This window comes from Burkholderia sp. Bp9012 (assembly GCF_003853825.1).
Taxonomy (GTDB): domain Bacteria; phylum Pseudomonadota; class Gammaproteobacteria; order Burkholderiales; family Burkholderiaceae; genus Burkholderia; species Burkholderia diffusa.
In genome coordinates this window covers 64,715-83,453 of sequence record NZ_QTQA01000027.1, presented here as the reverse complement: position 1 = coordinate 83,453, position 18,739 = coordinate 64,715, and the positions used below count along the sequence as shown (strand labels likewise).

19 protein-coding genes and 4 pseudogenes are annotated in these 18,739 nt (G+C 63.1%); 6 read left to right on the top strand and 17 right to left on the bottom strand.

The genetic code is table 11. The features are described from left to right. Positions 1-49: 49 nt before the first annotated feature. Positions 50-619 carry a lipocalin family protein gene (locus DIE11_RS29525; RefSeq protein ID WP_124628875.1) on the top strand — a complete coding sequence of 190 codons (570 nt, stop codon included), beginning with the start codon at positions 50-52 and terminating at the stop codon, positions 617-619. A gap of 281 nt (positions 620-900) precedes the next feature. Here DIE11_RS29525 and DIE11_RS29520 read toward each other — a convergent pair whose 3' ends face one another. Next, complete coding sequence (locus tag DIE11_RS29520; protein WP_124628873.1) at positions 901-1,560, bottom strand: carbonic anhydrase; 660 nt, start codon at positions 1,558-1,560, stop codon at positions 901-903. 307 nt (positions 1,561-1,867) lie between these two features. Between DIE11_RS29520 and DIE11_RS29515 the strand changes: the two genes are divergently transcribed. From DIE11_RS29515 to DIE11_RS37160, 4 genes and pseudogenes are all read left to right on the top strand, one after another. Beyond that, positions 1,868-3,268 carry an ISNCY family transposase gene (locus tag DIE11_RS29515; RefSeq protein ID WP_185633842.1) on the top strand — a complete coding sequence of 467 codons (1,401 nt, stop codon included), beginning with the start codon at positions 1,868-1,870 and terminating at the stop codon, positions 3,266-3,268. A gap of 225 nt (positions 3,269-3,493) precedes the next feature. Then, positions 3,494-4,986 (top strand): annotated as a pseudogene (locus tag DIE11_RS29510) (ISNCY family transposase). A 98-nt stretch (positions 4,987-5,084) separates the two neighbouring features. Beyond that, positions 5,085-5,249, top strand: a pseudogene (locus tag DIE11_RS29505) (H-NS family nucleoid-associated regulatory protein); the annotation flags it as partial. A 22-nt stretch (positions 5,250-5,271) separates the two neighbouring features. Continuing rightward, complete coding sequence (locus DIE11_RS37160) at positions 5,272-5,481, top strand: hypothetical protein (RefSeq protein ID WP_124628921.1); 210 nt, start codon at positions 5,272-5,274, stop codon at positions 5,479-5,481. A 663-nt stretch (positions 5,482-6,144) separates the two neighbouring features. On the opposite strand, the gene DIE11_RS29485 is transcribed toward DIE11_RS37160, so the two are convergent. The 6 genes and pseudogenes from DIE11_RS29485 to DIE11_RS37145 all read right to left on the bottom strand — a co-directional run. Further along, positions 6,145-6,459 (bottom strand): hypothetical protein, encoded by a 315-nt coding sequence (locus tag DIE11_RS29485; protein WP_059602377.1) that lies wholly within the window; start codon positions 6,457-6,459, stop codon positions 6,145-6,147. A gap of 205 nt (positions 6,460-6,664) precedes the next feature. Next, the gene (locus DIE11_RS29480) at positions 6,665-7,048 is read right to left on the bottom strand and encodes a type II toxin-antitoxin system VapC family toxin (RefSeq protein ID WP_124628867.1); all 384 of its coding nucleotides are present in this window, start codon (positions 7,046-7,048) and stop codon (positions 6,665-6,667) included. Further along, complete coding sequence (locus DIE11_RS29475) at positions 7,045-7,251, bottom strand: type II toxin-antitoxin system VapB family antitoxin (protein ID WP_124628919.1); 207 nt, start codon at positions 7,249-7,251, stop codon at positions 7,045-7,047. Before DIE11_RS29475 ends, DIE11_RS29480 begins: the two co-directional genes overlap by 4 nt. 401 nt (positions 7,252-7,652) lie before the next feature. Next, a pseudogene (locus tag DIE11_RS37155) lies at positions 7,653-7,822 on the bottom strand (diguanylate cyclase domain-containing protein); the annotation flags it as partial. A 128-nt stretch (positions 7,823-7,950) separates the two neighbouring features. Further along, a complete protein-coding gene (locus DIE11_RS37150) occupies positions 7,951-8,139 on the bottom strand; it encodes a hypothetical protein (RefSeq protein WP_260437202.1) in 189 nt (62 codons plus the stop codon). 97 nt (positions 8,140-8,236) lie between these two features. Continuing rightward, positions 8,237-8,389: pseudogene (locus DIE11_RS37145) on the bottom strand (gluconokinase); the annotation flags it as partial. Between DIE11_RS37145 and DIE11_RS36585 the strand changes: the two are divergent. Next, positions 8,358-8,570, top strand: a complete 213-nt coding sequence (locus DIE11_RS36585; RefSeq protein ID WP_185633843.1) for a hypothetical protein — start codon at positions 8,358-8,360, stop codon at positions 8,568-8,570. The pseudogene DIE11_RS37145 and the gene DIE11_RS36585 overlap by 32 nt on opposite strands. Here DIE11_RS36585 and DIE11_RS29460 read toward each other — a convergent pair. The 10 genes from DIE11_RS29460 to DIE11_RS29415 form a co-directional block, all read right to left on the bottom strand. Next, on the bottom strand, positions 8,543-9,481 hold the full coding sequence (locus DIE11_RS29460) for a transporter substrate-binding domain-containing protein (protein ID WP_260437199.1): 939 nt from the start codon (positions 9,479-9,481) through the stop codon (positions 8,543-8,545). The genes DIE11_RS36585 and DIE11_RS29460 overlap by 28 nt on opposite strands. Further along, positions 9,478-10,206 (bottom strand): amino acid ABC transporter ATP-binding protein, encoded by a 729-nt coding sequence (locus tag DIE11_RS29455; protein WP_124628865.1) that lies wholly within the window; start codon positions 10,204-10,206, stop codon positions 9,478-9,480. Before DIE11_RS29455 ends, DIE11_RS29460 begins: the two co-directional genes overlap by 4 nt. A gap of 27 nt (positions 10,207-10,233) precedes the next feature. Beyond that, positions 10,234-10,983, bottom strand: coding sequence for an amino acid ABC transporter permease (locus DIE11_RS29450; RefSeq protein WP_124628863.1), 750 nt, complete (start codon positions 10,981-10,983; stop codon positions 10,234-10,236). A 2-nt stretch (positions 10,984-10,985) separates the two neighbouring features. Continuing rightward, a complete protein-coding gene (locus DIE11_RS29445) occupies positions 10,986-11,687 on the bottom strand; it encodes an amino acid ABC transporter permease (protein ID WP_124628862.1) in 702 nt (233 codons plus the stop codon). A gap of 299 nt (positions 11,688-11,986) precedes the next feature. Continuing rightward, the gene (locus tag DIE11_RS29440) at positions 11,987-13,000 is read right to left on the bottom strand and encodes a D-glycerate dehydrogenase (RefSeq protein WP_124628860.1); all 1,014 of its coding nucleotides are present in this window, start codon (positions 12,998-13,000) and stop codon (positions 11,987-11,989) included. 122 nt (positions 13,001-13,122) lie between these two features. Then, positions 13,123-15,915, bottom strand: coding sequence for a phosphoenolpyruvate carboxylase (locus DIE11_RS29435; RefSeq protein ID WP_124628858.1), 2,793 nt, complete (start codon positions 15,913-15,915; stop codon positions 13,123-13,125). A gap of 3 nt (positions 15,916-15,918) precedes the next feature. Then, positions 15,919-16,587, bottom strand: coding sequence for an RraA family protein (locus tag DIE11_RS29430; protein ID WP_124628856.1), 669 nt, complete (start codon positions 16,585-16,587; stop codon positions 15,919-15,921). Positions 16,588-16,629: 42 nt separating this feature from the next. Next, a complete protein-coding gene (locus DIE11_RS29425; RefSeq protein WP_124628854.1) occupies positions 16,630-17,373 on the bottom strand; it encodes an SDR family oxidoreductase in 744 nt (247 codons plus the stop codon). Between the two features lie 121 nt (positions 17,374-17,494). After that, on the bottom strand, positions 17,495-18,277 hold the full coding sequence (locus DIE11_RS29420; protein ID WP_124628915.1) for a LamB/YcsF family protein: 783 nt from the start codon (positions 18,275-18,277) through the stop codon (positions 17,495-17,497). Beyond that, complete coding sequence (locus tag DIE11_RS29415) at positions 18,267-18,737, bottom strand: hypothetical protein (protein WP_124628852.1); 471 nt, start codon at positions 18,735-18,737, stop codon at positions 18,267-18,269. The genes DIE11_RS29420 and DIE11_RS29415 overlap by 11 nt, the downstream gene beginning before the upstream one ends. Positions 18,738-18,739: the final 2 nt, after the last annotated feature.

Genomic DNA, 18,739 nt, shown 5'->3' with positions numbered 1-18,739 from the left:
CGTTGGTTGGGTGCACAATGGCCGGGTTTCGTGACTGGAGAGCCATTGAATGAAGCGAAGTACCCTTGGTAGACCGCTGCGGGCGGCAAGTGTGATCGTTGCGGGCGTAGCGCTCCTGCTCGCGGGATGCGCAAGCCTGGCCGGCGGGCCGAGCGGCAATGCGCATGTTCCGCAGCCCGCGAGAACCGTTGATCTCGATCGCTACGTCGGCCGATGGTACGAGTTCGCGCGCTACGAGAACCGGTTCGAGCGCGGCTGCGCCGGCGTGACGGCCGAATATGCGAAGCGGGAAGATGGTCTCATCGGCGTGCGCAATACCTGCCACGAAGGTGGACCGGACGGCCCCGCGCGAACCTCCGACGGGCGCGCAAAGATCGTGGCCGACAGCGGCAATGCAAAGCTGAAAGTGTCGTTCTTCGGGCCTTTCTTTTTCGGCGATTACTGGGTGCTCGATCACGCCGACGACTATTCATGGTCGATCGTCGGTGAACCGTCGGGTCGGTTCCTGTGGATCCTGACGCGCGACGCGAAGCCCTCCGCTGAACAGGCCGCGGCGCTTGTTGAGCGGGCCCGGACGCTCGGTTACGACACGACGCTGCTGCAGCGCACCGCGCATTAGGGCGACCGCACTGCAACCGGCATGCGCGGCCTCATTAGGTGCGGGCAACGCCGCGTTCCGTATGCGCCGTGCCGATGACGGTTGCGAAGGAGAGGAAGCGGAGACGCTGGTCGAGGACCGAAGTCGCGTGACGTTGCTCGATGCACGTCACGCGAAACGGCGTCAGCCTCGACGGCGCAAGACGCGCGCCGGGCTGATCGATGCAACCGGCGCCTGCGTACCCGTTCTGTTCGGCGGGGCGTTGTGTTCGCGCCCGATACCGGGCGCGAACCGGTCGGGGGCTAGACCTGTCCGCGATTGCGCGAGTTCACCGCGACCACCGCGGGCGACTCGGCCAGCGGGACAAAATGTCGGGTGGTGCCGTCCAGCGCGTCGATGCCGCCTGTCTCGATGTCGTAGACCCAGCCGTGCAGATTCAGGCGTCCTTGCTCCAGCGCAAGCGCGACGGAAGGGTGAGTGCGGAGGTTGGCAAGCTGCGCGATCACGTTTTCGCGCACGAGCCCGTCGAGCTTCGCGCGCGGCGAGTCGTATTCATGCGCGGCGTTGATGACTTTCGCGGAATCGGCATGACGCAGCCAGTTCGCGACGGCCGGCAGATGATCGAGGCAGGTGCAGCGCGAAATCGCGCCCATCGCACCGCAATCGGAGTGGCCGCAGATCACGATATCCCGAACGCCGAGAACGGCGACCGCGTATTCCACGGTGGCCGACACGCCGCCAGGTTCCGGGCCGTACGACGGCACGATATTGCCCGCATTGCGGATCACGAACAGTTCGCCCGGCTCGCGCTGAGTGAGCAGCTCAGGTACGACTCGGCTGTCGGAGCACGTGACGAACAGCGCCTTGGGGTTCTGTGACGTCGCGAGTTGTTTGAAAAGCGCCTCACGTTGCGGGTAGATGTCGCGCTGAAAACGCAGAAAACCGTCGATGATGTCTTGCATGCTCGCTCCAGAACGTCAGTCGAATGATCAGCGCAGTAGCGGCAGGTACGCCTGCGCGGCGAGCATCATAATGCATGTCCGGCGAGCGTGGGGATGGTGCGCAGCATCGCGCGAGACCCACCCAGGTATGGGGGCGAATAGCAATTCAACTTGACATAATGCTGATGATCGATGTTTTTGGTGTAAGAGCAAAGTTGTAATGTCGCATCTGAGCAAAGTTGAAATGTCGTAGTTCGAGGGTTTCGGCGCATGCTGGCAGCGGTTCGAACTGCCGGAGCGCATCGTGGGCCAACCTGGACTGATCACCATGAGCATGCGGGAGCTGGATCGTCAGAAGGTCGTGGAAGCCGTGATCGAGCAGCGTCTGATGCCTTGGCGAGCCGCGGAGCGGCTTGGGATCAGTCGACGGCAGATTGAGCGGCTGGTCGCCCGATATCGCGCTGCTGGCCCGGTCGGGCTGATTTCGCAGCGTCGTGGCCATGCGAGCAACCATCAACTGCCCGAGGATTTGGCGCATCGTGCCTTGAGCCTGGTTCGGGAGCGCTACGCCGATTTTGGGCCGACGCTAGCCTGCGAGAAGCTCTGGGAATGCCATGGATTGCAGTTGTCGAAGGAAACGGTCAGGAAGCTGATGACCGACGCCGGGCTCTGGATTCCGCGCCGGCAACGACCGCCGAAGGTCTACCAGCCGCGAGCACGGCGGGCCTGCCTGGGCGAACTGATCCAGATCGACGGCAGCGATCATCGATGGTTCGAGGAACGGGCGCCGGCCTGCACGCTGCTGGTGTACGTCGACGACGCGACGAGCCGGTTGATGCATCTGCACTTTACGGCGACCGAATCGACCTTCAGCTACTTCGAGGCGACGCGGACGTATCTGGAACGCTACGGCAAGCCGGTAGCGTTCTACAGCGACAAGTACAGCGTGTTCCGCAGCCCGACCGCGAGCAAGACCGGCAGCAGCGTGACGCAGTTTGGCCGGGCCATGTATGAGCTGAACATCGACACATTCTGCGCGAACAGCAGCTCGGCCAAGGGACGTGTCGAGCGAGCACATCTGACGTTGCAGGACCGATTGGTCAAGGAGATGCGCTTGCGCGGCATCAGCACGGTAGCCGACGCCAATGCTTATGCGCCCTCCTTCATCTCCATGTATAACGCGCGCTTCGCGAAGCCGCCGCGCAGCGACTTCAATGCGCATCGACCGCTGCGAAATGACGAGAATCTGGACCGATTGATGACCTGGCGCGAAACGCGCCGGGTCTCGAAGTCACTGACGGTGCTGTACGACCGAGTACTGTATCTGCTGGACGATACGCTCGAGAACAGGAAACTGATTCATCGTTACATCGACGTCTGGGAGTACCCGGATGGCCGGATCGAAATCCGGGCTGATGGCGAGGTATTGCGATGCCGCCTTTACGACAAGCTGGCGGAGGTTGATCAAGGCGCGATCATCGAACACAAACGCTTGAGTCACGCGCTGCAGGTCGCTGAAGCGATCCAGGCGCAGCGCGACAATCGACGGATCTCGGGCTCGCCGTCGCGCGCCAATCGGGGGCTGCCGGTACGCGCCAAGACATCGTTGCCCGGTGCCAAGAAGCAGCGTGCGTTCACCGAAGCCGACATCGAAGCGGCCATCCTGCAGGTCGCTTCGCAAACACATCAAGCAGAGTCTAACCGGCGGTCTGCCAAGGCCCGCGGGTAAACGCAAGCGCCCTGCTGCTTCAAGCTCGGCGCTTCAACGCTGAACGGCGGAAAGACCGATGAAACATGCGACATCTGTATTTAGCTGGCGCTACGACATCTGAATCCGGGTATGACAAATCTTGTAGTGGCTAGATTGAAATGTCCGCTTTTGGCTACATGGAAATGTCCGCTTTCGGGCCGCGTAAGCTGACCGGCCGCCGGGTGTCCGGCGCCGGAGGCTGCGATGGCTGCAACGGAACGGATCACGATGACGATGCGCGAGCTGGACCGATTCAAGGTCATTCAGGACGTAGCCGACGGCAAGCTCAAGCCATGGCGTGCGGCAGAACGGCTGGCGTTGACGACACGGCAGGTTCGCCGGCTGGTCGCCCGGCTACGTGAGCACGGTCCGGCAGGTTTGGTGTCGGGACACCGATCGAAGCCCGGCAACCGTCGCCTGGACCCAGGAGCCGCCGACCGGGCACTGTCGATCATCCGAGATCGCTACGCCGATTTCGGGCCGACGCTGGCTTGCGAGAAGCTCTGGGAATGTCACGGCATCGAGCTGGCCAAGGAGACGGTCAGGAAACTGATGACGGAGGCTGGTTTGCCGATTCCGTGTCGACAAAACGACCGCCGAAGGTTTATCAGCCGCGAGCACGGCGGGCCTGCCTGGGTGAACTGATCCAGATCGACGGCAGCGATCATCGATGGTTCGAGGAACGGGCGCCGGCCTGCACGCTGCTGGTGTATGTGGATGACGCGACGAGTCGACTGATGATGCTGCACTTCACACAGACGGAATCGACCTTCAGCTACTTCGAAGCAACGCGAGCGTACATCGAACGGCACGGCAAACCCGGGGCGTTCTACAGCGACAAGGCCAGCGTGTTCCGAGTTTCGACACCGGGCAAGACTGGCAATCGCGTGACGCCGTTCGGGCGGGCGATGTACGAGCTGAACATCGATACGTTCTGTGCAAACAGCAGTTCGGCCAAGGGACGCGTGGAGCGAGCGCACCTGACGTTGCAGGATCGATTGGTCAAGGAGATGCGATTGCGCGGGATCAATACGGTGGCCGACGCCAACGCTTACGCGCCCTCCTTCATGGCCGCCTACAACGCACGCTTCGCGAAGCCGCCGAAGAGCGACTTCAATGCGCACCGGCCGCTGCGGTCCGACGAGAGTCTGGACTTGGTGCTGACGTGGCGCGAGCCGCGCAAAGTGACGAAGTCGCTCACGGTGCAGTACGACCGGGTGATGTACTTGCTGGAAGACACGCCGGCCAACCGGAAACTGATCGACCGTCAGATCGAGGTCTGGGAGTACCCGGATGGGCGGATCGAGATCCGGGCTGACGATCGTGTGTTGCGCTGCCGGCAGTACGATCGCCTGGCTGAAATCGATCAAGGTGCCGTCGTCGAGCACAAGCGCTTGAGTCATGTGCTGCAGGTCGCGCAAGCCCTTCAGGCGCAACGCGATAACAGTCGAATCGGTAAAGCTCCGTCTCGAACACATCGAGGCGACTCGACGCGAACCAATCGAAACGAGGCTGAACCGGGCAAGAAGAAGCAACGCGAGACCACGCAGGCCGACGTCGAGCATGTGATCGTGGATCTGGCGCAACGTCGGCGAACCGCCAAGCCGGCAAATAAACCTGGCCGTCGGTCTGCAAAGGCTGGTGAAACAACCGTGAGCGCCCTGCCCGTTCAAGCGCCGACCTTCGACACTGCGTAACGGTCAAAACGAGGAAACAGAAGTAGCAAAACCCACCTTAAAACCGGACATTTTTAAATAGCTGGAAGGTGGACATTTGAATCCTGGTATGACAACTCGAGCAACTTTTCGGGCGGCGCCGTGCAGTTGCGACGAACACGCGGGCGTCGATCGCGCCGAAGTATCGCGACCCGAAGACCGGCGCGACCTGGAGCGGGTGGGGCAAGGCTCCCCATTGGATTGCAGGCGCGAAGAATCGCGATCGGTTCTTGATCGAACAATAAGCCCGAAAGACGGTTGAGCACGATGTCGACATCGTTACCCGATGGGAAATACTGGGCGACGTGTCGTGAGCGGACAGTCTTTGCTGCCGCGGCGAACGGGCATGGCGACGTATTCCCGCGAGCAGAGATGATCGTAAAAGATGGATGGGCGACATTCATCCGTGACGGCGTCGAAGTGTGGAACTGCAGCGCACGTTACGCTGCTGCGCACTTCGACGTTCAGCCCGCCTAGGAGCATCTGCCAATGAGCCAGCTTGTTCAGATTGCGCCAGGCGTTGTGTTCTCATCCGATGTGCTTGGCGTCGATTGGGCGCGGAAGTATCGACAGGACGACGGGAATACTCAGTCCACGGACCGGCAGAGCCTGGTGGTAAAGCAAAGCGATCAAGCAGTTCGCGCAAGCATACCGGCTCAGTTGTCGTTGTTGTAGAGAACCGTGGATAACAGACACCTTGCGACTGTCGGGCTTCGCGTTACCACCGACGTTCCCTCCCGAGTCGGTGCCCGACGCCTGCACCTGTTTCGTCCGTGAGTGCGTGCCAGGCCTGACCAAACGTCAATTGCTTGCGCGCGCGAGGTTGGACGCCGACCTGGCGGCCTCTGACGCATCTTGTGCGGGAGGGGTTTGAAGCGTTTGCCTTCGGCTTAATCGTCGATGGGGCGCACGTCCCCGTGGTGGCCTGGACGCAACGTGCAGGGAAAGATGGCGAACACGTCTCGGTACCCTGTCGCGGCCCACGGCAGCTCCCCCTGTTTTAGTAGCTGCGCAGCTCGATTCAGTCCGACGTGTGGTTCCAACTCGACGCATATGTATTCGAAAGCGTGCGCTGGATATTCGCACCCCGGCCTCAAGAACAGGAGCAACTCTTCCGTCGGCTTCCGTTCCGACCACCTTTTACGCGTCTTTCAGCCAGGGCATTTCCACGGGTGACACGACCAGTTGCCGGAATTCGCGTTTCAGATCGAAGATGAACCCGACCAGGATCATGGAGTCGGCGTAAGGAATCGGAAAGACCTGCGGATTCTCCGGAGTCCGCAGGGGGCGCTCGGGCGTGTCTGCTGTCGCCGCGGCATTCTCGCGAACGCTTTCCAGTTCGTCCGCCATGGCCAGGCCACCGACTTTCAGCACACGGCTACGCAGGTCGCTGAAGGGTTCGATGCGCGCGGCGTCTTCGTGGTATTCGGGCACTTCGTAAACGAACCAGGACATTTTGATCTCACATGAGAAGGGGCGATATTCTAACGCTGCGCGAGAATCTGCCGAAAATCGGCCATGTTGTGTGATGGCCGTGGTCGCTGCGGGGCGGGCTATAGGGGCGATTACGATCCGCTGCCTGCATTGTGGCCGTCTAGCGCTTGCTAGTGCGAGCAAAGGAATGTGGTGGCATCACTGCAGAAGCCGGCAACTGCTTCGCTCAATGCAGGTCTGGCTGTAGGTAGTGAACCCCGAATTGCTCCGCCAGTTGCGCGCGCCGACGATCGCGCGTCCAGAGCTTAGTGCTCGGGGTCAGCAGCACCGACGCCAGCAGCGTGCAATCCACCGCACAGCATCCGCGCCCATACAGCCGTTCCCGCTCAATCCAGTCCGCTACCTCGCCTGGCGTCGCAAGGCGCGTTTGGCGCAATAGCGCGAGATCTCCTAGGGTTCGGGCCCGCGGTTCGGGCGGCGTCCCGCACGTGAGCTCGAGCATCACTAATGGATGCGTCAAGACGTCATCGACGCGCAGCAGCTGGATAAGCGCCGGTTGCGGTCGCCGGAAATGCTCGACCCAGACGGACGTGTCGACCAGAACACTCATCGGGCGGCTGCCTCCGGGTTGCGGCGCGGAACATCCGGCATGTCGGGCGCGCGACCGCCAAGCGCGGCAAGGCGTTGGCCGGCCTGGACACGCACGAACGTTTCTAGTGCAGCCCGAAACAGGTCGGCCGACGGCATACCCGGCTCGGCAAGTTCGAGTGCGCGCGCATAAAGAGTGTCGTCGACGGTGACGGTGGTACGCATGATGGCTCCCTTGGTGCCGTTTCGCATCAATTCTGGCATCAATTTGCCAGCGGTCCAGTCGTTGATAAATGAATTACAGGTCTGTCTGAAATGGGGCCGTGACGCTTGCGCAAGCGAGAGTCGACTACGGAGGCGGGAGCGGTTGTCGAAATTCGTCACTGCGTTGCAGGCGCGCGCATAGGCAGTGGTCTCGTTCTGCATGGTCAACGCGCTGCGCGACCATCCGTGCGCAAGTGACTTTTAAGCAACGACTCGGGGCAACAAAGCGTGTGAGTTGCAGTCGTTGCGCCGGCGCCGTATGCGTCGGCCAAGACCGGGCTCGCAGACGGTATTTTCTTGCGACCCTAAAAAGTCGCTAGTTTAGCTTATGTCAAATACAGACGAAGTCAAACGGGGGGCTGTCACGCTTGAGACTCAAAGGCCGCAACCCTGTTTCGGCCGGATGTCTCCGCATAGTACAACGCCTCGTCAGCCGCCTTGATCAACGCCCGGGCTCCTCGTCCCGGTCGGGCATCCAACTCGCCAGGCCAATACTGGCGGTCAAGCGACCGTATTCGCTTACCGCGTGCTCGGGAACTGCCGTCCGGGGCTGCATGAGTCTCCGCGTTGTTGATTTCCATCGAATCTTGACCCCACCCGGCCAATTTAACGGCTTCCGGCAACAATATGAACCAATTTTGGTGCGCTATTCCGCTTCGGTCAATCCATCGATTCATCCAGCCATCGAACGATCGACGCGAGATTCCGCTGTTGTGGGTGACACGCAAGCAAGCGCAGCACGCGATCCTCGCCGACCGGCGACTCTAGGGTGTCGAACTGATTCGCAACGAGCCCGGCTGGAAACTCGTGCCCAACTCGATCCGATACACGCTTCAGCGCCTCTTCCATCTCGATTTCGAGGTAGACGAACCGCAACCCGGGAACGCGCGCGCAGCCGGGCGCGATAAGCGGCCCTCAGCGCCGAGCAAGACAACACGACGGAAGCGCCCTGCGCCGTCATCTTGCTCGCTAGCCGGTCCAGCCACGGCTCCCGATCGGAATCGTCCAGCGCAATGCCGTTGCGCATCTTGTGCTTGCTTTCCGGCAGGTGGTAATCGTCGCCCTCGATGAACACGCCGCCGATGGCAGCCGCCAGCATCGCGCCAAGCGTCGACTTCCCGCAACCGGACACGCCCATCACGGCAATCCTGTGTCTCGTCTCTACCGATGCCATTCCGATTCTCACTGGCAAGCGCCGGGAACCGGCTGCCGCGGTCAGGATGGCGTGTTCCCACGCCATCGAACGGCCACGTTACGAAACCGGCGTGAACTTCAGCTGATTGATCGGTGTGACCTTGTCGGTCCGTACCAAGCCGTACGGTGTCTTCGGCCCCAGCCATTTATCGAAGATGGCTTGCATCTGCCCGCTCTGTTCGAGCGACGCCAGCGCCTGGTTCACGGCGCCGAGCATCCCCTGCTCGCTCAGACGCAACCCGACGGCAATAGGCTCGATCAACATCGGCTCGGCCGCAATGGTGACCGCGCCGTCCGTGCCATCGACCTGTTTCGCGATCTTGATCGCCGTCATCTGATTCGTTACGAAACCCTTAACCTTGCCTTGCGCGAGGGCGAGAAACGCCGAACTCGTGTCGTGGAACGTCACCGCCTGGCCATCCTTGATCGACAGCGGGATCGATTGTGCCGACGTCGATCCATCGGCCGCACTGATCTTCTGGCCCGTGAAATCGGCCAGCTTCTTCCCGCCGTCGGCCTTTTTCACGACCAGCACTTCCTTGGTCGAGTAATACGCATCGCTGAACGCGATCTGGGTTGCCCGCGTCTTCGTATAAGCGAGGTTGGCGACGACGATATCCACCCGCCCGAGCTTCAATTGCGGAATGCGCGCCTCGACGGCCAGCGGCGAGAGTTTCGCCTTCACGCCGATCTGCTTCGCGATCGCGTTGCAAAGGTCGACGTCCATCCCCTCGAGCTGGCGTGTTTGCGCGTTCGGATAGGAAAAAGGCTCGACGTTCGAATACACGCCGCAGTTCAGTTCGCCGCGCGCCTTGACATCCGCCAACTGATCGGCGCGAGCGGGCGCGACGTACATGACGATGCCGACCGATAGCAGCATTCCCGCGATGCTTTTCAACTTTTCCATCGTGTAACCCCTTGAGGCTTGACTGACAAACATGTTTTGAAATGAACTACGGAGGACCAGCGGCGCCCGGCCGGCCACGCACGCGATCAATGCGAACGCAGATCCGACAGGAATTTTTTCGCGCGATCGTGCTTCGGCGCCGTGAAGAACGTGTCGGGATCGGCCGTCTCGAGAATCATCCCCGCGTCCATGAACCAGATGCGGTCGGCAACTTCGCGCGCAAATCCCATTTCGTGCGTCACGCACATCATCGTCATTCCTTCCTGCGCGAGACTCTTCATCACGCTCAGCACCTCGCCGACCATCTCCGGATCGAGCGCGCTAGTCGGTTCGTCGAACAACATCGCCGGCGGGTTCATCGCGAGCGCCCGAGCAATCGCGACGCGTTGTTGCTGTCCGCCCGACAACTGGGGCGGATAGGCGTTCGCCTTGTTCGACAATCCGACACGGGCGAGCAAATCCAGTGCCTTGCTCTCCGCCTCTGCGCGCTTCACGCCGCTGACGCGGATCGGCGCGAGCGTGATGTTTTCCAGTACCGACAGATGCGGGAAAAGATTGAATTGCTGGAACACGAACCCGATACGGCTTCGATAGGCGTTCACGCTCATCTTCCCGTCGTGGATGTCCTGTCCGTCGAACGAAATCTTGCCGCCATTGATTTCTTCCAGCCGGTTGACCGTGCGAATCAGCGTCGATTTCCCGGAACCCGACGGCCCGCAGACAACCACCACTTCGCCCTTGCGCACTTCGGCGTTGATGTCCACGAGCGCGTGATATTCGCCATACCACTTGTCGACGTTGGAAAACTTGATCATGCGAGTTCCTTGAGAGAGTCGGGTCACTCAGTTCCCGGTGGATACCGAGCCGGCCAGCGAAACCGCGTTCGCCGACTTCGTGCGGACGTTCATACCGGCGCGCTTGCGCGTCACACGGCGTTCCAGGTATTGCGCGAACTGCGTCAGCGCGTAGCAGAGCGCGAAGTAGCAGAGCGCGAGGATCAGATAAACCGGGAACGGCTTCGTCAGCAACCGGTTGTTGATTTGGTCGGCCGCGAACGAGATCTCCTGGACGTTGATGATGTAGCCGAGCGACGTCTCCTTGATGGTCGATACGAACTGCGTCATCATGCTCGGCACAACGTTGTACAGGGTCTGCGGCAGGACCACGCACCGCATGGTCTTCAGGTAGCTCATGCCGAGCGCACGCGACGCCTCGATCTGCCCTTTCGGCAGCGCTTCGATGCCGCCGCGAATGATCTCGCCGAGATACGCCGAGTCGTAGACGACGAGCGCGCACAGCATCGTGACGAACCCCGTGACCGGATAGCCGGTGAGCACGGGCACGAGGAAGTACACCCAGAACACGACCATCAGCAGCGGTACGCCACGCACCGCGTAGACAAGCGCGGTAGCGGGTGCGCGCAGCACCGGAAACGGGCTGATTCTCGCGAGCGCAACAAGTATCCCCAGCGGAAACGCGATCGCGAGCGCGGCGACGGAAAGCAGAATCGTCAGCACGATGCCGCCGAGCGGCCCGTGCGGATACTGACCGATCAGCAACAGCGCCCAGTTGTCTCGAATGATCTCGAACATGGTCATTTCACTCCCGGAATACGGTAGAAGACTGCGAGCCGTGCGCCCAGGAGCATGATCAGCAGCGAGATGGCCAGATACATCACGGTTGCGACGAAATACGATTCGAACGACAGGAACGTGTCGTTCTCGATCTGCCGCGTCACGTAGGTCAGCTCCGCGGCGCCGATCGCCATCGCGAGGCTCGTGTTCTTGAAGAGCAGCACCGCATGATTGACCATCGGCGGGATCGCGTTTCGCAGCGCCTGCGGCAGGACGACATGGCGCATACCCTTCAGGAAATTCAGGCCGAGTGCGCGGCAGGCTTCATACTGGCCGTACGGAACGGCGCGCAACCCGCTGCGGATGTCTTCCGAGAAATAGGCGCCGCTGCACAGGCCGATCGCGACGACCGCGAACACGAACTGGCCGTTGTACTGGTTGAGAAACGCCTGGATCCCGTCAGGCAGGATGTTCGAGATGCCGAAGTACCAGAACAGGATCTGCACGAGCATCGGCACGTTGCGGTGATACGCGACGAACGCGGCGACGAAGCGTTCCGCGATCCGGACATTCGTCATGCGAATCAACGTGAGGGTCAACCCGACCACGATCGACAGCAGCCACGCCGAAATGGCCATCAACAGCGTCAGCTCGATGCCGTGCAGAAACAGTGCACCGTAGTCGCCTCGCAGCACTGCAGAAAGGTCAAAATGCAGCTTCATAATCCGCGCCTCTCGAATGAATCCGGATCGTGGCGTGCCGCGACGCGCGCCCCGCCATGACTTCGTGGTTCAACGCGGTGCCGGCATCGACGACTGCGTTGAATTCATACTAGCCCGCAAAAAAAGCAGCTTGCAGACGCCTTTCCTCTGGTGCGATAAGCTCGAGCAATGACCGGTCGGCACATTCGCTCGAGCCCCGTGCGGCGGCGCTGTGCGCCGCGTTCCGGTCGACCGTCGCGCCCCCGGTCGGCGATGCGTTCGGGCAAACACCCATACGTCGATCGGTGCGCCAAAGGCGGCTATCGACCGACGCGCGATGCGTCGGTCAACACCTGCGGATTGACAGGCGTCGGCGGCCGGCCGGCACGGGGTCCGGATCCCAGCGCCGCGATCAGGTTGTCGACGGCGAGCGACGCCATCGCCCGTCGCGTCGCCACCGATGCGCTGCCGATATGCGGCGTCAGCACCACATTCTTCTGCGCGAGCAATGCCGGACATACGACCGGCTCGCCCTCGAAGACATCGAGTCCCGCCGCGGCGATCGCGCCTTCGGCGAGCGCGGCAGCCAGTGCGCTGTCGTCGACCACGCCACCCCGTGCGATATTCGTCAGCGTTGCCGTCGATTTCATCTGCCTGAGCTCGCGCGCGCCGATCGCATGATGTGAGGTCGACGAATACGGCACCACGATGATCAGGTGATCGGATTCGCGCAGCAGCGCGTCCTTGTCGACATAGCGCGCGCCGCATCCCGCCTCCACTTCCGGCGATAGTCGCGAGCGATTGTGATAGATCACCTTCATGCCGAAACCGAGCGCGCCGCGACGCGCGATCGCCTGGCCGATGCGGCCCATGCCCAGTATCCCGAGCGTCGCGCCATGAATGTCCGAGCCGACGAACATGTCATAACGTCCCGTCTTCGTCCACGCGCCGCCGCGCAGAAAGTGCTCGGACTCGGTGATGCGCCGCGCGGTCGCCATCATCAACGCGAAGCCGAAATCCGCGGTCGTGTCGGTCAGCACGTCCGGCGTGTTGGTCACGATCACGCCGCGCGCTGAGCACGCGTCGACATCGATGTTGTTGTAGCCGACACCGATGTTGCAGACCGCCTCGAGCCCGGGGCACGCATCGAGCAGGGTTGCGTCGATCCGGTCGCTGCCCGCGGTGACGGCACCGCGTTTCCCCTGCAGCCGCGCGATCAGTTCCGGTTGCGACCAGATCGTGTCGTCCGGGTTGTCGGTCACGTCGAAGGGCTCCCTCAAACGCTCGACAATGTCGGGAAACGACGCCCGGGTCACAAGAATCGACGCTCGCATGACAACACTCCTTGTTGGATTTCGGTAAAGGTTGAATGAGTCGGACCGTGCCGGCGCCCGAGGCCGCTCGGTGCGCGTCGCATCGCGAACGCCATCGCCCGCGATACGCGTGCGGGGCGGCGTCAGCCGAACGTGCCGACCTCGTGGGTCACGGCCACGGAGATTTCGCGAATCGATTCGAACCACTGCCGCATCGGCGCGAAAATCTCGCGGTGCTCTCTCGCATAGGAACCCGGCGCGCGCGGCGCGGCGGGCTCGGCGTACTCGTATTCGGCCGTATCGTCCGTCCGCTCGGGAAATATCCGCACGAGTACCGGCAGCACGTACGGCATGTCGAGGCCGACGATCGCCCGATGCAGATCGTCGACCGTCACATCGGGCCGCGGCGAAAATTCCGGAATCTCCGTCGCCTTCAACCAGACCAGCTGGATCAGCGCAAGCCGCAGCGCATGCAGCAGAATTTCGCGATCGCTCATGCGTGCACGATTCGGCCATACGGTGCGCAGCGCCAGATCGTCGGCCAGCGCGCGGCGAAACATCGCCCGCGTCGCAGCGGACGCGTCGATCCGCTCCAGCATCGCGGCGACCGCGAGCATCGCATCCCGCGCACCGCCATCCGCCGTGTGAAGCGCGCGGTCGAGCCACGTGCCGGGATCGAGCAACGAAGTCACGGCTCTCAGCACCTCGATGTCGGAGTGTGCGAACGCGGCTTCCGCGAGATCGAGCGCGCGCCTGAATCTGCGGCTGCGCCCGCGCATCTCCATGAAGCCCTCCGGCTGCCGGGCCGCAGCGGCGCCCAGGCCGTGCACGGTGTTCGCGCACCAGCCGAGCTGCTGCAGGATCGCGTTGTTCGGGATCGCGCGCAGTTCGCTCGGGTGGCGAATCAGGGCGCGGAACGCGGCGCCGTCCGCTTGCCGAGCCGCAGGCCGCGAACCCGTACGGTCGAGCAGCGCGGGACCGAACGCGCTCAGCATAGCCGTATAGCCTGCGTCGTCGACGAGCGCCGTCATCGTCGCGCGCACCGAACCGAAGAAATCGGCGGCGAAATCCGGATCGTCGTAAATCGGATCGTCGACCGGGCCGACCGCATGATGGAACGCATGCTCGGCGATCCGCGCGACCGTCGCGAGCGCCAGCGCCGGCGTGCCAAACAGCAGATAGCCGTCGCCGCCCTGGAATGCGCTCTCCTCCCGTACCTGCAACCCCCAATCGTTCAACGCATGGCGCGATGCCGTCGGCGACAGGTATTTGAGACGATCGGCCAGCGAGCCGGGATGCGCACCGCGGCCGACGCTTTCGCCGTGCGTGTCGAACAGCACGACCTCGACACCGTTCAGCCCGTGGCGCGCGAGCACGCCGGTTATCTTCATCCTGAGCCGCTCGATCAGGTAGCTCGCGGCAAGCTGACCGACATAGCGGCCGGAATCCGAATAGCCGAATTGCAGTGCCAACCGTCCGTGCGATTTCACGTAGGCGCGATATTGCGGGCTGCGCAGCGCTTCATCGAGGACATGCGCGCCATGCTCGAGCGCCTCCTCGGTCTCGAACAGCGGGCTGATTTCCACATGCCGCTCCACGCCGAAAAGCCGTGCAAGCCACAACGCGACCAGCAACGTGTATCCGCTCTCCGTCTCCGCGATCAGGAATCGAACCGGTGTCGCGCCGTCGATGTGCTTGACGAGCTGCGCGATCGTCATCATTGTCCGCGCTGCCGTCGCCTGCTCCTCGAGCAGCGCGCCGAAGTCGACCGGCAGCGGCTGCACCTTGTCCAGCTCGGCGTTGATCGCCGCCAGCATCGCGCGCCGATGCAGCGGCGCATCGACGGAATCGGCGATATTGAGCCTTTGACGCGCGGCGTTATGAAGCTGCGCGGCGTTCAGCCGGAAATGCGTATGCGCGAGCGCAAGCCCGTGCGATGCGAGGCCCGCGCGCGACACGGCCAGCGCCAGCTTGTCGCGATCGGGCGCAGCCGCGATCGCGTCGCGATAAAGCTCGTCCAGCGTTTCCGGATCCACCAGCGCGTCGTCTCGGTGCGCGACGAGCACCTGCGCGAACCGGGAAGTCTGGCCCGCATCCGCGCCGTCCGGGCATGCGGCGATCTGGCGGTCCAGCACGTCGAGTGCCTTCGCGACACGTTCGGTCAGCTTCCGCGCACTGCTGACGGCGGACGCCTGCCGATGAATGCGCGCAAGCTGCAGGCGCTTGATCCGCAGGCGAAAGCGCAGCGTATCCCACCAGCCGATGTCGGTTCGGCCGTCGGTGTCGTAACCGACCCAGGTCGACACGATCAGCGGCCGCGGCACCAGCGCCAGCCAACGGTCGGGAAATGCCCGGCGTGCCGCCGACAGCAATGCGGCATTGAAGCGATCCAGCGCATCGCGGGCATGATCGATCGCCTGCACCGATTGCTCGAACTCGGCGTCGAGCGTGACCGTCCCCGGGCGATGCGACTCGAATCGCCGTGGCGCCGCGCCGCAAGCGCGATCCGCGAGATGGCGCGCGACCTCCGGATTCAGCGCGAAGGTCGGATGGCCGGTGAATACCGCCGTATAGCGGGTGCGCTCGGCGCGCGCGCGAAAGCCGTCCCAGTCGTTCGCGTCGCACACGACACGACCGGCAATCGATTCGAGCGCCGCTTCGTTCGCGTCGACACCGACGCCGCCGACATAGGCGGCGATCCGCGCCGCCCGATCCGAGAACGCCTGGTCACGCAGCTGTCTCACCAGCTCGAGCGTATCTCCGCCGCCGATTCGCCCGTCGCCGATCGACTGCATGATCGAACATGCGAGCGACAGCACCGGGTTGGCGAACGGGTCACCCTCCGACCGCACGCGCGTCGCGGCGGTCAGTGCCAGAAGCCGGTTCGCCAGCGCCGTGACGGCAGCGCCTTCGCATGCTTTGCCGCGCAGTTCCATCGCTCAGCCAGCCATGTTCGCTTCGAATGCGTCGATCCACGAACGGTCGAAGCGGCCTTCCTTGATCGACTGGATCGTGTCGGCTTCCTTGCGCATCTGCGCGCGCGCCTTCCCGATCAGGTATTCGGCCTCTTCCTGCGGAAACGCGACGAGGCCGTCATCGTCGCCGACGACGATATCGCCGGGATGGATCACCAGGCCATCGATCGACACGGGCACATTGATCTCGCCGGGACCGGCCTTGTAGGGCCCTTTGTGGGTGACGCCTCGCGCGAACACCGGGAAATCCTTTTCGCGGATCGCCGCGACGTCGCGAATCGCGCCGTCGAGCACGAGCCCGGCCACGCCGATGCTTTCCGCATACATCGACATGATTTCGCCGAGCAGCGCCTGTGTGACGTCGCCGCCGCCGTCGACGACCAGCACGTCGCCCGGCCGGCAATACTCGAACGCGCGGTGAATCGCTAGATTGTCGCCGCGGCGCACGCGTACCGTGACCGCGGTGCCGACCATCCCGCCCGACCGGTGATAGGGGCGCAGCGCGGCCGTGCCGACGATGCGCCGCATGTTGTCGCTGATCAGCGCGGCCGGAATGTCGCGCAGCGCGTCGATGATCGCAGGATTGGCCTGCGGCGCCGACGCGTTCTTTCGGGAACCGATACGTTGTTGCATGATGTGCTCTCCGTTCGTTTGGACGTGACCGAATCGATCCGCTTATGCGTCGCGCTTGACCGTCGTGAGGCCGCCCGGCACCTGCAGGGTCGGGAGGATTTCCATGTTGCTGATGTTGACCGCGAGCGGCGCGGCGATCGCAAACGCGATCGCATCCGCGATATCCGACGGCTGCGGCAGCTCGAACCCTTCGATGAACTGCTTGCGCGCCGCTTCGATGTCGCCGCTCACGTGGCCGAAGATATCGGTCGCGACGCGTCCCGGGCAGATTTCCGTCACGCGCACGCGCCGGCCGGTCGCGTCGACGCGAAGCTGTCGCGACAACGCATGAATGGCAGCTTTCGTCGCGTGATAGATCGAGTTGCCGTTGAAGTTGTAGATCGCCGCGATCGAGCTGATGTTGACGATGTGCCCGCGGTCGCGCTCGACCATACCCGGCATCGTGAGCCGCACGATATGCAGCACGGACTGCAGGTTGACTTCCACCTGCACGTCGATGTCGTCGACGTTGGCGTCGAGAATCGACCCCTTGCGCGATACCCCCGCGTTGTTCACGACGATGTCGAATTCGACTTCCTGCGTCAGCTTCGTGACCGCGTCCAGGTCGCACACGTCGATCGCATGCGGAATGCAACCCGTGCGTTTCGCGAGCGCGTCGAGCCGGTCCGCGCTGCGCGCCAGTGCATGGACCTCGAGCCCCTCGCGGCAAAAGCGCTCGACGATCGCGGCGCCCATCCCCGTCGAAGCGCCCGTGACGAGTGCGGTTTTGTAATCGGAAAACGGCATGGTTCACCTCTGTGGATTCGCGTTGCATCGGCATGTCGATGAACGCTGTCGATATCTGGCAATGTATTCGGCGCCGAATTCGTGCGCCAATACGGATTCGATGTGGTGCGATAAGGCGGACTTATGACGGCGACGGGCGATCGACGAGCCGCGATACGGGCACCACGCGCCCGCCCTTCGCTTCGATCGCGCTGCGCACGGTGCGCGCGAGTTCCACCGCGCCCGGCGTGTCGCCATGAAGCAGGATCGACCTCGCGCTCATCCCGATGGTGTTGCCCGCGATCGTGGTGACCGTGCCGTCTTCGAGCAGCTGCTGCACGCGTGCGAGCACCGCCGCCCGATCCTTGATCACCGCGCCCGCGAGCTTGCGGGACACGAGTGCGCCGTGGTCGTCGTACGCGCGGTCGGCCAGGAACGTGTTAGCCGTGCGCATGCCGATCCGGTCGGCCGCGCGCTCGATCTCGGTGTTGGTCGACACGCTGATCACGAGATTCCGGTCGAACTCCGCAACCGCCCGCACCAGCGGCTCCGCGAGTTCAAACGACGCGGCGGCCATGTTGCCGAGCGCACCGTGAAAGCTCATGTGGGTCAGGCGATGGCCTGCCGCGCGTGCGATCCCTTCGAGTGCGCCCATCTGGTACAGCACGTACTTCGCGAGTTCGAGCGGGTCCGCCTGAATGGGTCGCCGCCCGAACCCGAGCAGATCGGGAAAGCCGACGTGCGCGCCGAGGTCGATTCCCTTCGCGCCGGCAATGCGCACGGTCCGATCCATGATCACCGGGTCGCCGGCGTGATAACCGCATGCGATATTGATCGACGAGACGATATCGAACATCGCTTCGTCGTCGCCCATCCGGTACGGGCCGAATCCTTCGCCGACATCTGCATTCAGGTCAATTTCCATCATCTGCTCTCTCGATGCGTGGGAGGGGTGGCGGCGGCACGTCGGCCGCCAGTTCGAACAGCGGCGCCCGATACCCGACGAGGCCCCCCGGTTCCGCATGAATCGCCGAGATCACGCCGCCGCGCTCCGCGACGACCGGCCTGTACAACTCGGCGATCTGCAGCAGACCGACGACGTTCCCGGCTTCGACACGATGGCCGATCGCGGCTTGCGGCGCCGCCCGGTCGGGATGGGTGGTCACGAAGATTCCGGTCGACGGCGACCTGACGATCGACGTCGGGGCGGCAACCTGCGACGGCGTCCCGATCGAGCCCGCATCGCCGGACGGCACCTCAGGCTCGAGCGTCAGGCGGACCGTCGATCCCGCAAGCCGGATCTCCGCGAATTCGATCTCGGCGGCGGCAAGCCACGACGTGACCTGCCGAAGCTCCTGGATATCCACTTCGTTGTTGTTTGTCATCG

What these genes read in the sequence shown, in the direction of transcription:
- DIE11_RS29475 (WP_124628919.1), bottom strand. Translation starts at nt 7,251, where the DNA reads ATGCGTACCACCGTCACCGTCGACGACACTCTTTATGCGCGCGCACTC.
- DIE11_RS29435 (WP_124628858.1), bottom strand. Translation starts at nt 15,915, where the DNA reads ATGGAACTGCGCGGCAAAGCATGCGAAGGCGCTGCCGTCACGGCGCTG.
- DIE11_RS29455 (WP_124628865.1), bottom strand. Translation starts at nt 10,206, where the DNA reads ATGATCAAGTTTTCCAACGTCGACAAGTGGTATGGCGAATATCACGCG.
- DIE11_RS29485 (WP_059602377.1), bottom strand. Translation starts at nt 6,459, where the DNA reads ATGTCCTGGTTCGTTTACGAAGTGCCCGAATACCACGAAGACGCCGCG.
- DIE11_RS37160 (WP_124628921.1), top strand. Translation starts at nt 5,272, where the DNA reads ATGTCGACATCGTTACCCGATGGGAAATACTGGGCGACGTGTCGTGAG.
- DIE11_RS29515 (WP_185633842.1), top strand. Translation starts at nt 1,868, where the DNA reads ATGAGCATGCGGGAGCTGGATCGTCAGAAGGTCGTGGAAGCCGTGATC.
- DIE11_RS29440 (WP_124628860.1), bottom strand. Translation starts at nt 13,000, where the DNA reads ATGCGAGCGTCGATTCTTGTGACCCGGGCGTCGTTTCCCGACATTGTC.
- DIE11_RS29520 (WP_124628873.1), bottom strand. Translation starts at nt 1,560, where the DNA reads ATGCAAGACATCATCGACGGTTTTCTGCGTTTTCAGCGCGACATCTAC.
- DIE11_RS36585 (WP_185633843.1), top strand. Translation starts at nt 8,358, where the DNA reads ATGAACACGCCGCCGATGGCAGCCGCCAGCATCGCGCCAAGCGTCGAC.
- DIE11_RS29430 (WP_124628856.1), bottom strand. Translation starts at nt 16,587, where the DNA reads ATGCAACAACGTATCGGTTCCCGAAAGAACGCGTCGGCGCCGCAGGCC.
- DIE11_RS29425 (WP_124628854.1), bottom strand. Translation starts at nt 17,373, where the DNA reads ATGCCGTTTTCCGATTACAAAACCGCACTCGTCACGGGCGCTTCGACG.
- DIE11_RS37150 (WP_260437202.1), bottom strand. Translation starts at nt 8,139, where the DNA reads ATGGAAGAGGCGCTGAAGCGTGTATCGGATCGAGTTGGGCACGAGTTT.
- DIE11_RS29525 (WP_124628875.1), top strand. Translation starts at nt 50, where the DNA reads ATGAAGCGAAGTACCCTTGGTAGACCGCTGCGGGCGGCAAGTGTGATC.
- DIE11_RS29415 (WP_124628852.1), bottom strand. Translation starts at nt 18,737, where the DNA reads ATGACAAACAACAACGAAGTGGATATCCAGGAGCTTCGGCAGGTCACG.
- DIE11_RS29445 (WP_124628862.1), bottom strand. Translation starts at nt 11,687, where the DNA reads ATGAAGCTGCATTTTGACCTTTCTGCAGTGCTGCGAGGCGACTACGGT.
- DIE11_RS29450 (WP_124628863.1), bottom strand. Translation starts at nt 10,983, where the DNA reads ATGTTCGAGATCATTCGAGACAACTGGGCGCTGTTGCTGATCGGTCAG.
- DIE11_RS29480 (WP_124628867.1), bottom strand. Translation starts at nt 7,048, where the DNA reads ATGAGTGTTCTGGTCGACACGTCCGTCTGGGTCGAGCATTTCCGGCGA.
- DIE11_RS29420 (WP_124628915.1), bottom strand. Translation starts at nt 18,277, where the DNA reads ATGGAAATTGACCTGAATGCAGATGTCGGCGAAGGATTCGGCCCGTAC.